Origin of the sequence: Dolichospermum heterosporum TAC447, assembly GCF_024584745.1 — a bacterium.
GTDB classification, from domain to species: Bacteria; Cyanobacteriota; Cyanobacteriia; order Cyanobacteriales; family Nostocaceae; genus Dolichospermum; species Dolichospermum heterosporum.
Window position 1 is genome coordinate 3,692,509 of sequence record NZ_CP099464.1, and the last position, 12,686, is coordinate 3,705,194.

General features: G+C 36.1%; 8 protein-coding genes. 5 read left to right on the forward strand and 3 right to left on the reverse strand.

What is annotated here, in order from left to right; translation table 11 throughout:
- Positions 1-212 precede the first annotated feature (212 nt).
- Both NG743_RS16500 and recG read left to right on the forward strand, forming a co-directional pair.
- Complete coding sequence (locus NG743_RS16500; protein WP_257120457.1) at positions 213-1,061, forward strand: hypothetical protein; 849 nt, start codon at positions 213-215, stop codon at positions 1,059-1,061.
- A gap of 119 nt (positions 1,062-1,180) precedes the next feature.
- Complete coding sequence (recG, locus tag NG743_RS16505; RefSeq protein ID WP_027403788.1) at positions 1,181-3,646, forward strand: ATP-dependent DNA helicase RecG; 2,466 nt, start codon at positions 1,181-1,183, stop codon at positions 3,644-3,646.
- Between the two features lie 191 nt (positions 3,647-3,837).
- On the opposite strand, the gene NG743_RS16510 is transcribed toward recG, so the two are convergent.
- The 3 genes from NG743_RS16510 to uvrA form a co-directional block, all read right to left on the reverse strand.
- The gene (locus NG743_RS16510) at positions 3,838-4,872 is read right to left on the reverse strand and encodes a ParA family protein (protein WP_257120458.1); all 1,035 of its coding nucleotides are present in this window, start codon (positions 4,870-4,872) and stop codon (positions 3,838-3,840) included.
- Positions 4,869-6,062 (reverse strand): ATP-binding protein, encoded by a 1,194-nt coding sequence (locus tag NG743_RS16515; RefSeq protein WP_027403790.1) that lies wholly within the window; start codon positions 6,060-6,062, stop codon positions 4,869-4,871. Before NG743_RS16515 ends, NG743_RS16510 begins: the two co-directional genes overlap by 4 nt.
- A 103-nt stretch (positions 6,063-6,165) precedes the next feature.
- Positions 6,166-9,075, reverse strand: a complete 2,910-nt coding sequence (gene uvrA / locus NG743_RS16520; protein WP_027403791.1) for an excinuclease ABC subunit UvrA — start codon at positions 9,073-9,075, stop codon at positions 6,166-6,168.
- Positions 9,076-9,478: 403 nt separating this feature from the next.
- On the opposite strand from uvrA, the gene NG743_RS16525 reads away from it, so the two are divergent.
- The 3 genes from NG743_RS16525 to NG743_RS16535 are packed head-to-tail and all read left to right on the forward strand — an operon-like array spanning position 9,479 to position 12,678.
- Positions 9,479-10,618 carry a DUF262 domain-containing protein gene (locus NG743_RS16525; RefSeq protein ID WP_027403792.1) on the forward strand — a complete coding sequence of 380 codons (1,140 nt, stop codon included), beginning with the start codon at positions 9,479-9,481 and terminating at the stop codon, positions 10,616-10,618.
- Entirely contained in the window at positions 10,615-11,730 is a 1,116-nt protein-coding gene (locus NG743_RS16530) for a DUF3696 domain-containing protein (RefSeq protein ID WP_257120459.1), read from the forward strand. Before NG743_RS16525 ends, NG743_RS16530 begins: the two co-directional genes overlap by 4 nt.
- Positions 11,731-11,733: 3 nt before the next feature.
- Entirely contained in the window at positions 11,734-12,678 is a 945-nt protein-coding gene (locus tag NG743_RS16535) for a hypothetical protein (protein ID WP_257120460.1), read from the forward strand.
- Positions 12,679-12,686 lie beyond the last annotated feature (8 nt).

The window sequence follows — 12,686 nt, forward strand, 5'->3', positions numbered from 1 at the left end:
GTGCAAGCATCTTGACTGCTAATAATACAAGGACGGGCAGGATGCCCATCCCACAAGATTGGATACCGTTCGCGGAGGTTTATTAGTGCTGATTGGTGTCAACTTAAGGTAACAAATAACACGCTGTCCTGTTCTTTATATGATGATTATTTATTCAAAATTCTGTATATTTGTACTATACAAAGCAATTAACAACTAACCAGCTTAAACTTATGGCGAGAGCAATTGAACGGATAGAAAAAGATATTACTGACTTAAAAGAGGCGATTAGTGCGATCGCTCAAGAACTCAATTTAGCTTATACTAGATATATAAATCTCCTCGGATCAGCCTTACAAAAGCAACTGATTTTAGCTAGTTATTACCTCTGTACCCAGGGATATCCTGATGAATTTCTGAACTTATCACTAAATCAGCGGCAAAAATTACAACAAGGCATTCGTAAATTCAGTCAACAAGCTGCTAAAGAATTAATTAATTATATTCAACCCCCAAAAGTTACTCAGACGGAAGCAGTTGTAGAAACTGAAGAAAAAGAGAAAATTGAGGAAGAAAATGAAGAGAACGAAGAAAACGAACCACAACCTAAAGCCTTAGATCCTTCTAACCCCGTAGAACTAGTTGAATGGCAACAAGATTTAGAAGAAGCAATTCAAGAAACTTTGAAAAAAGTCTCACAAGCAGTTAATATCTTAATCCAGAAAACCGGAGTCCTACCCAAAAAACTACCAGAACCGATTTTAGTCGCTGCCACCGCTGCTGCTGCTTCCTCAGAGGGTTCTAGTAATATGATACCTAGCCCTCCCAATCTATTAAACTTAGTGATAGAAATTAGTGATGAGGAAGATTCCGAAGATTCTAGCCTGACTCAGATTATGGCTATTCACTTACGACTAGGAGAAATAGAATTTGCTGAAGCGACACTATTGGCAGAACGCAAAGGAATTCGTAATATTTTAATGCAATTGAATAAACTAGGACGAGAATATCAAAAAAGGCAAAGAGAACTTAAAATTGCTGAAGCCGAAGCCGCTTGGCGTGCCAGTTGGTTTGAGGATTAAGTAAGTGGGTAGGGGAATTAAAAATGCAAAATTAAAGATTCATAACTATATAGTTTATTGAAAAATCTATCTCTCAAAACTCTATACTCTCTTAACAACTGACAACTGACAACTGACTAATGACTAATGAAACACCCGATTGGATAAGATTAAATAAAGCCTTAGCGTTTGAGGCAGAAAAAGGCTTTATAGATTTAATAGGTAAGCAGTATCGCTTTAGTGAATTTCTGTGTTTGACTTTTGGTAATTTCCCAACTGCCTTACCACCAAAAGAAAGACCCCGCTGGCATCAAGTAGGAATGGAATTTGCCAACTATCCAAATTTAACATTACCAGAAAGACAACACTTAGTAGCAGAAATTAGAAGATATCTAAATCAACTTCAACAAGAACTAGAAACAGAAGAAACCAAAATAAATTACGAAGCTAAAAACCAACATCCCACCACGCCAATTGTTGCCGAAATTAGTAAAAAATTAGCACCAACACTGGATAAAAAACTTAGAGATTTACCAGAAATTGGCATTAAAAAATCTGATAGTTTAGCGCGGTTGGATTTACGTACCGTTCGGGATTTACTGTTTTATTATCCTCGTGATCATATTGATTATGCCCGTCAGGTGAATATTAGTGAATTAGAAGGGGGGGAAACAGTAACTATCATAGCGACCGTCAAAAGATTTAATTTTTTCACCAGTCCTAAAAATAAGAAGTTATCAATTTTAGAATTAATTTTAAAAGACAATACCGGACAAATTAAAGTTACCCGTTTTTACGCAGGTGCGCGTTTTAGTGGTCGTGGTTGGCAAGAAAGTTTAAAACGCAACTATCCTGTAGGTAGTATGTTGGCAGCTTGTGGATTAGTCAAAGGTGGTAAATATGGTTTAACTTTGGATAATCCAGAATTAGAAGTTTTGGCAAATCCAGGGGATACCATTGATTCTTTAACTATTGGGCGAGTTGTCCCTATTTATGCCTTGACTGAAGGAGTAATGGCTAATACAGTCAGACAGGCTGTAATGACGGCTTTAACAGCAGCCGTAAATTTAAAAGATCCTTTGCCTAAAGGTTTACGAGAAAAATATGCTTTGATGGAATTGAAAGAGGCAATTCCTAATATTCATTTTCCCAAAGATAGTGACTCTTTAAAAATTGCCCGTCGTCGGTTAGTATTTGATGAATTTTTCTATTTACAACTTGGCTTACTGCAACGGCAAAAAAAAGCGCGAGAAATTCAAACCAGTGCCATACTGACACCCACAGGTAAATTATTAGAACAATTTGACGAAATTCTCCCTTTTCAATTAACTGGCGCACAACAGAGAGTTGTGAATGAAATTCTCACCGATTTACAAAAACCTGTAGCTATGAATCGCTTAGTCCAAGGTGATGTTGGTTCAGGGAAAACTGTTGTTGCTGTTATTGCTATTTTAGCAGCAATTCAATCAGGTTATCAAGCAGCGTTAATGGCTCCTACGGAAGTATTAGCAGAACAACATTATCGTAAATTAGTAAGTTGGTTTAATCTCCTCCATTTACCAGTTGAATTATTAACAGGTTCGACAAAAGTAGCTAAAAGAAGAGAAATTCATTCCCAGTTAGAAACAGGTGAATTACCTTTATTGGTAGGAACACACGCCTTGATTCAAGATAAAGTCAATTTTCAACGTTTGGGTTTAGTTGTCATAGATGAACAGCATCGGTTTGGTGTACAACAAAGGGCAAAGTTACAGCAAAAAGGCGAACAACCTCATGTTTTAACGATGACGGCTACACCCATTCCCCGCACTTTAGCATTAACTGTACATGGGGATTTAGATGTTAGTCAAATTGACGAATTACCACCAGGAAGACAACAAATTCAAACGACGATGTTAAGTGGACAACAGCGTCCCCAAGCTTATGATTTAATCCGCCGAGAAGTTGCCCAAGGTAGACAAGTTTATATAGTTTTACCTTTGGTGGAAGAATCAGAAAAATTAGATTTGCGTTCGGCTGTAGATGAACATCAGAAGTTACAAGAAAGTGTGTTTCCTGATTTTCAAGTTGGGTTATTGCATGGACGCATGACTTCAGCCGAAAAAGAAGAAGCAATTAATAAATTTCGTGATAATGAAACTCAAATCATTGTTTCTACAACTGTGATTGAGGTGGGTGTGGATGTGCCTAATGCAACTGTAATGTTGATTGAACACGCGGAAAGATTCGGTTTATCACAATTGCACCAATTACGGGGACGAGTAGGACGGGGTGCAGCACAATCTTATTGTTTGCTAATGAGTAGTACCAGAAGTCCCGATGCTCAACAACGTTTGAAGGTGTTGGAACAGTCCCAAGATGGTTTTTTTATCTCAGAAATGGATATGCGGTTTCGCGGTCCTGGGGAGGTGATGGGAACTCGTCAATCTGGTGTAGCAGATTTTACTTTAGCGAGTTTGGTGGAAGATGAGGACATTTTGCTGTTAGCGCGACAAGCAGCAGAAAAAGTGATTGATATGGATGCAAGTTTAGCGCGTTGGCCATTAATGCAGGATGAGTTAAGGTATAGGTATGAGCGGTTAATGGGTGGCGCGATTTTGACGTAATTGTCTTAGAGGATGTTTTATAAATCCTTGATCATTATTTTCCTATTGATTAATACAGTAAGTAATTGGACAAAAATATTTACAGTCATTGCGAGGGAAGGGAAGCAATCACAACCCTGGCGATTGCTTCATTTCACTTCGTTTCATTCCCAATGACATTGTGTAATTAATTCTGTCTCACTACTTATTAATTATATTTGGGGAATGTCAACTTGTGTCCTTTCGGCTATTTTATAAGCTAATTTTTGAAAATCTTCATGAACATTTCTCACTACCTTAGTATGAGCGCCAATAGCACCATCAGCAGGTTTTAAGTAAAACATCGGTTTATGAGCTTCTTGAGCCATTGGCATCAAACTTTGGTAGTTTTTAAGTAAGGCTAAACAATTGGGATCATTTTCGATAGAAATTATATTTTCACCAGGCTGATCTAAAACATCTTCTCTATAAACTGTGGGGATACGAGCAATCCAACGTTCATAAGCTTTAACTGGACGATCTAATCTAACTGAGTGCTGCAAAACAATATAACCAACAGGTTGCATTATTCCTTGGGGAAGTTGTAAATCCTTTGCTAAACTTTTTTTACCTGAAGAATTTGTTTTGGATAACCTTTCTTGCCACTCTGCACGCCAAGTTCTTAATGTGGGTCCAAGGTTACGCAAGCCTTGGAGAGAAAATAAATCTGGTGCAAGGGGAACAACAACATAGTCAGCAGCAATTAAGGCTGCACGATTTATTGCTCCTAAATTGGGTCCCAAATCCATCAATATTAAATTTGCTTGGTGTTTAACGGCTGTTTGTTGGAGAATCCTCCAGAAAGCAGAAATTACGCGGAAAGCTCTTTCTTGTCCACCTCCACCAAGACAATTAGGCCACTGTGCTGAAAGCTCATCTTCAAAACCAGAAAGAGCTAAATCTCCAACTAAAAGAGCTAAGTTTTCAGATTCTGGGATATATTCTAAATGTGGATTATCAATATCACCAATACCTTTTAATAATGGTTGTACGCAATCAAAGACAGTTGTTGGTTCACTATTTCCTAACCAAATTTGTTCCAAGCGTTCCTCATCTAAAAAAGCAGTAGTAAGGTTAGCTTGGGGGTCTAGATCAGCAGCAACTACTCGCAATCCTAAGTCTTGATACATCCAGGCCAAGTGATAGACTAAGGAAGTTTTACCAACTCCTCCCTTGTTATTAAAGAAAGCAATAATCTTTGCATTCATGATTTTTTCTTCAGTGTTACCAAAACATGGGCATCTTCCACAGTAAATTCCAGAGGGGGATTACCATTTTTTAGAAGTTGCTGACGAGCAAGTTCAATTCCTAAACCAAATCTCTGCACATAACCAAGATTTTTCATTGCTTCAGCCAGGTGAGGATTGCGATAGTCAGTTATCCCTGGTTGACCAAAATTTTGCCGATTTACCTGACCAAAAGGTCCACCAGGATTTTGAATTTCGATGCGATCATTAAACCAGGTAATTCTGACTGGTGCATTTGTCCCTTCATAGGTACGGTGCATCACTGCATTTCTTCCTAATTGTTGTAAGGCAACTATGGGATAATCAGGTTGTTGTAACTCAATTGGTTGGGCTGTAATATCAGTAGCAACAGATATATTAACTTGAAAAATTTCGTCGAGCATCCGCAACAAATCTGGAAGCGCACCACCAATTTCTTTTTGATCTTTAATTGGATCAGTTAACTCAGTACCACCAATACGAAGAAATTGAATATAGGCACAGGGAACGAATTGTCTAGGGTCATTACCAATAACTAATACACCCAAAATAGTTGGTTTAGATAACGCATCAATTGTGGCAAACCGCATTGATTTGAGTTGTTGTTCAACTGAACGTTGATTTTCTTGCAAAACATCATTTGCTAAAGATGAGGGTAAATAAACTCGACGAAAAATTTCTAAATCGAGATCATTTAAACTTGCTGATGTTAAAGGTCTTAAATCAAAAGGTAAATCTTTGGAACGTCTTTTTTCAGCTAAACGATGTTCTTCTTCTGCTGTTGCAGTAGCTCTGCGGGAGCCTACTCTAATCCAAACTCGTCCCTTAAAACGTACAGGAGGAGCATCCGATGGTTCGACAATTACAACTGCCAGTTCACATCCGCCAATATTGCGTTTTTGGACAATCGTTGATGGAAAAGGTAAAATGTTGCCATCATCCCGCATACCTGAAACTGTCAGCAGAAGTTTATCATCTATGGTCAGGTTCGCACAAGTTCCATTATCATTAACCCCAATAAATAAAACTCCTGATTTTTGATGATTGGGTAAATCGTTAGCAAATGCACAAATTGCTTCACAAAGTTTACCTCTATCGGATATTGAAGCCTTACGTTCCACTCCATCTGATTCCATATTATTTAGGAGAATTTCTAACTCCTGATCATTCATTGAGTTTCTCCTTATTCATAACTCGTTACTTTTTGATTGTGCATTAATATTCTAGCCTCACGTCTTATTTTTTTCTTTTTTTGGGTCTTTGCATGAGGAAAAATCACCCCACCGCTGGATATTGTGCCAATACCTGCTGTAAATATTGACCAGTATAAGAACGGGGATTTTTCGCCACTTCTTCTGGCGTTCCCGCAGCAATCAGTTCTCCGCCTTTATCTCCTCCTTCTGGTCCTAAATCTATGACCCAATCAGAACAACGAATTACATCTAAATTATGTTCAATGACCAAAATGGAATTGCCTTTATCTACTAATCTTTGGAGAACGTCTAACAATTTGTGAACATCATAAAAAGATAAACCTGTGGTTGGTTCATCTATTAAATAAAGTGTTTTTCCTGTGGCACGTCGAGATAATTCTGTGGCTAATTTCACCCGTTGGGCTTCGCCACCGGATAAGGTTGTGGCTGGTTGTCCTAATTGCACATAACCTAAACCAACATCAAATAATGTTTGTAATCTCGTTACGGCTTTGGGAATGTTTTGACAAAAATCTAATGCTTCTTCAACTGTCATATTCAAAACATCAGAAATTGATTTATCTTTATATTTAACTTGGAGCGTTTCCCGGTTATATCTCGCACCTTTGCAAATTTCACATTGGACATAAACATCAGGGAGAAAGTTCATTTCGATGACATTTACACCTTGTCCACTACAAGCTTCGCAACGGCCACCTTTGACATTAAAAGAAAATTGTCCAGGTTTGTAACCTCTAGTTTTAGCTTCTACGGTTTGGGAAAAGACATCACGAATAATATCGAAAACTCCAGTGTAGGTTGCGGGGTTGGAACGGGGAGTTCTACCTATGGGTGATTGGTCAATGACAATGGCTTTATCAACGCAGTTTAAACCTTTAATTTCATCTATATCTTTGGGTGCGGGAGCTTTTTTGAGAAGATGATGTTGTAGGGATGGATAAAGTAATTCGTTAATTAAGGTAGATTTTCCTGAACCAGAAACACCTGTAACCGAAACAAGTTTTCCTAAGGGAATTTCTACATCTATATTTTGTAAGTTGTTGCGATGGGCATTTCTAATAGTTAAGGCGCGACCATTTCCTTCTCTTCTTTTAGCTGGGGTAGTGATGACTCTTCTTCCTGATAGGTAAGCACCAGTTAAAGACTCTTCAGCATTGAGTAAATTCTCTAAACTGCCTTCGGAAATAATATTTCCACCATGAATTCCGGCACCTGGACCAATATCAACTATATAGTTAGCAGCGCGGATAGTTTCTTCGTCATGTTCGACGACGATTAAGGTATTTCCTAAGTCGCGTAATTTGGTTAATGTTTTGAGTAATCTGCCGTTATCTCGTTGATGTAATCCAATGCTGGGTTCATCTAAAACATAAAGAACTCCTGTTAGTCCTGAACCAATTTGTGTGGCTAACCGAATGCGTTGGGCTTCTCCACCTGATAATGTCATGGCGGGACGATCTAAGGTGAGGTAATCTAAGCCCACATCTAATAAAAATTGTAATCTGGCTTTAACTTCTCTGAGAACTAATTCGGCTATTTGGGTTTGGCGATCGCTCAATTTTAATTTTTCTATTCTTTCCCGACATTCCCGAATGGAAACACTGGTAAAATCTAAAATCCCATATTGTCCTAACTTTACGGATAAGGCTTCGGGTTTTAATCTTTTCCCACCACAAACTTCGCAGGGTTGGTCAATTAAATATTCTTCCAATTTCTGTTTGACTAATTCTGTTCCCCCTTCATACTGTCTTTGTAAAATGGGAATTACACCTTTGAAACTCTGCTTTTTCTCTTCTGTAGTTTTCTTGTTTTCTTCCCCATACAAGACAACTTTTTGCTGTTCCGGTGTCAACTTCCCCCATTGAGTTTGTAATTCAAAGCCATAATTCAAGCCGACAGCATACAGCAATTCTAAATAATAGGAGTTTTCCTTTTCTGACCAGGGAGCGATCGCTGCATACATAGGCGAATCTGGGTTAGGTACAACCAATTCCGGGGAAAATCTTCTTAAAGTCCCAATCCCGTGACAATGGGGACAAGCACCATAAGGGGAGTTAAAAGAAAACAACCGGGGCGATAATTCTTCCATTACCGCACCATGTTCGGGACAAGCAAAGTTTTCCGAAAACACCATTTCTTCTTCTTTGTCCGTTGTCAGTTGTCCATTGTCAGTTGTTTCTTCATTACCACTCACCACTGGCTGACTAATGACAACTGTAGCAATTCCGTTAGATTGCTTAAGACAAGTTGCTAGGGAATCTACCAAACGCTCTTGAATACCATCTTTCTTAACTAATCTGTCAATAACCAGTTCTATAGTATGTGTGTTATTTTTATCTAACTCAATGGAATCCGATAGCTCTCGCACCTCTCCATTTACCCGAATGCGGACAAATCCTTGGGCGGCTAAACCAGAAATTAATTTACGGTGAGTTCCCTTTTTCCCGCGGACTACAGGGGCTAGAATTTGGAAGCGGGTACGGTCGGGAAGTTCCATGATGCGATCGCACATCTGGTCAATGGTCTGAGGGGCAATAGAGCGATCGCACATTGGACAATGGGGTTCACCTGCGCGACCGTATAACAACCGCAAATAATCATAAATTTCCGTCACCGTCCCCACCGTCGAACGGGGATTATGGGAAGTTGATTTTTGGTCAATGGAAATTGCCGGACTTAAACCTTCGATGGCTTCCACATCTGGTTTATCCAACTGTCCCAAAAATTGCCGAGCATAGGCACTGAGGGATTCTACGTAACGGCGTTGACCTTCGGCAAAAATGGTATCAAACGCCAAAGAAGACTTACCCGAACCGGAAACGCCAGTAAAGACAATTAAGCGATCGCGGGGTAATTCCAAATCAATATTTTTCAGATTATGCTGCCTAGCACCTCGAATACGGATAGTATTTTGGCTATTGTGAGCGTTTGGAAGCACATCGTTTAAAGAAGCAGCTAGATTTTCTGACATATTGACAGGCTAAGGAAAGATTACACAGTGAAACAATCCTTAATAATACTATCTTTACTCAGGTTATAGTAAAGTATCAATCATCTTAATTTTCTAACCAGGATATCACTTTATATTTTCTTGATTTAGTAGATAATTAGAAAAAATCTTGCTGAGGATAGGGTTATGGTTTCACAAATCGCCGCACCAGCCCAGCTAGAGGTCATTTACCCAGATTGTGACGGACGACTGGTGGCAAATAACACAATTCAGTTTCCTATTCTTGTAGAAATTCAGCAAAACTGAGATTATCTGTTTGCTAATGCTCCAAATATATTTGTAGATGAAGATTTATTTTGGTATCCCGTCGAGGGCAAAAATACATTAGTAGAGGAAGTACAAGCAATAATTTAAGAATATAATTATGACAGAAACAAACTATTTGCAACAAAATAATATTAATTCAGAATATGAGGAAGATATAGACATTGAAGAGGAAGAGGAAGAAGAAGAACCAACTCTTTCTCAAGGATTTGATCCGACTTGCATTAGTATGGGAACTAATATCATGACCGTACAGCAAATTCTGGACAGATTAAATAATCATCGAATGATCACACCTGAATTTCAACGAAAAGAAGGTATTTGGACTAGAACTGCAAAAAGTCGGTTAATTGAATCTCTTTTATTGCAAATTCCTTTACCTGCTTTTTATATTGATGCAACTAATGATGATCAATGGTTAGTCATAGATGGAATCCAAAGAATAACAACATTTAAGGAATTTGTCACTGATCAAAGTTTTAATCTGAATGGATTAGATTTTTTCACTGATTTACATGGTAAAAAATATCAGGAACTTACACCTCGGTGGAAAAGAAGAATTAAAGAAACAAAACTAACAGTATATTTACTTTTAAGAGGAACATCACCCGAAATTACTTTTAATATATTTAAACGGATTAATCAAGGAGGAACTGCACTTTCTGCTCAGGAAATGCGTTATGCTAAAAACTCTTCAAATAAAATCACAAATTTATTAAAAGAACTTTCTGAATCTCCAGAATTTAAAAAAACAACAGATAAGGGAATTAAAGATAAAAGGATGATTGACCAAGAATGTATTTTAAAAGTTTTATCTTTAATGACAAGTAATATAGATAACCTGACTTTCAAAGATTATGATTATTTTTTAGATAAAAAAATGACCGAAATGAATCAAATGGATGATTCTGAAATAGAGAACATTAAACAAAGATTTTTGTTAATTATGAATCTTGCTCATGATTTATTTGAGGGACAAGCATTTAGGAAGCCAAGAGAGAAACCAAGATATCCTATCAATAAAGCACTACTGGAAGCATGGTCAATTAACCTGGCTAAATTAAATGATCAGGAAATCAATATTCTTAAACAAAGAAAAGAAGATTTACTTAAAGTTTTATTAAAAGAACAAGAAAATGGTAAGTTTGATAGTATCTTATATAAAAGTGCTGGAGATGCTAACATCGTCAAAGAGCGATTTAAGCATATTCAAGGAATTATTCAAAGTATATTGTCATGATTAAAAAATTACATTTAAAAAACTTCAAAGCATTTGCAGATGAAAATTTTGATTTTAAACCTCTTACCTTAATTTCTGGTTTAAATAGTACAGGTAAATCTTCTATAATTCAATCATTAGTTTTATTACGCTATGCTTATATAACAGATTATTTACCTAATAATGGGATAAAACTTGATAATAAGATAGCTTATATAGGTACTGCTGAAGATGCTCTATATGAAAATGCGGAAGAAGAATTAATTAGCTTTGGAATTGCTTGGGAAAATGATCAGCAAACAATCTGGAATTTTGATTATGATTCTCCTAGTAGTAATGTGCTACCGATTGCATTAATAATTAATGATGCTCAAGTTAATCAATTTAATTTATTTAATGATAATTTTCACTATTTAGGTGCAGAAAGAATTACACCAGAGGAATCTTATCCTTTATCTGAAAATGATGTTGTTAAACATAGACAAATAGGTAAAAAAGGAGAATATACGGCACATTTTTTATATGAATTTGGTAATCAAGATATTCCCATTAGTGAATTAAGTCATCCTTGCAGTAAATCTCAAAGTTTAAAAGATCAAGTTGATGCTTGGATGGGAGAAATTAGTCCCAATATTAATATTAACATAAGACAAGTTGCCAATGCAATGACAATAAAATATTCTTTTGGAGTTAGTAAAGTTGGAGTTAGTAAAGAATATTCCCCTTTTAATGTAGGTTTTGGTGTCACTTATTATTTACCCATTCTAACAGCAATTCTTTCCTCTAAACCAGGAACAATGATAATTATTGAGAATCCTGAATCTCATCTTCACCCTCAAGGACAATCACAACTAGGTCAATTATTAGCTTTAGCTGCAAATCATGGTATTCAAGTAATCATTGAAAGTCACAGTGATCATATTCTAAATGGTATAAGAATTGCTGTTCATGATGGCAAAATTAAGCCAGAAGATGTACAATTACACTTTTTTGAAATACAAAGTCAAATGAATGAAATTAAAATTATTTCTCCTAAATTAGACAAAAAAGGACGTATTAATATAATTCCTAAAAATTTCTTTGATGAATGGAATAAAAGTTCAAGAGCATTATTAGCACCAGTGGGAGATTAAATAATGGATATTCAACTGGTATTTAATGAATTATGTCTTTTGACTTTAAAAAATGACGAATATAAAGCTAGAGAATTAATGTCTAACTTTATTCAAACTTTAAGAGAAGCATTAGAACAAGGAATACAACAACAATTACTAAGTTATAATAGTTTTCATAATATTAATCTTGCCTCTAATTATCCTATATCTAAATGGCTTAATGATCAAAATGTTGATCAAGTTGAACAGGATTTTATTTTAAGTATACAATTTTTTGAGTTTGATGAGTTTGATGAATTTTTTGATCAATCTCAGTCGAATGAAGTCTTATATGCTTGTGAAGATTATAATGAAACCCCTCAAGGATTTATTTATGCTTGTACTCATACATCAAAGGTATTATCTGTTAGTTTCAAAACCCATGAATTATGGAATAATAATGTTATATCTCTCCTGCAAATTACAAATAACGAAGATGGAGAATTACTGGAAGAAATTATAGAAGTTAAACACGCAAGTAGTAAAAATCATGTTATTGAACATGAAGAATGGATTAAAAATCGTCTTTATGATAATATTAATTCTGGTTTAGATTTATGGAATAACAGAAAAGAGATATTTCCTCATTTAGAATTTTGTGATTCCGTAGAGAAACAATTAGAAAATATTAATAATGGTTCTCCTATATTCCAACAAATTATGAAAAAATTATCTGAACTTGAAGAATATTCTAAAAAATGGATGTCAGGTACTTTTAATAAAGATGATTTTGCTAGTAAAGTAATACCAGAAAGTAAATCAAGATTAGATAATTTTGAAAAAGAGTTAACTTTTGAATGTCTTGATGGAGAAAAAAGATTATTTAGTTGGCATATTCGGATGACTCCAGGTGCATGGAGACTTCATTTTCATCCTTTAAAACCAACTAAAATTATTATCGGTTATGTTGGTGTTAAAATTCAGTAAATTAATAA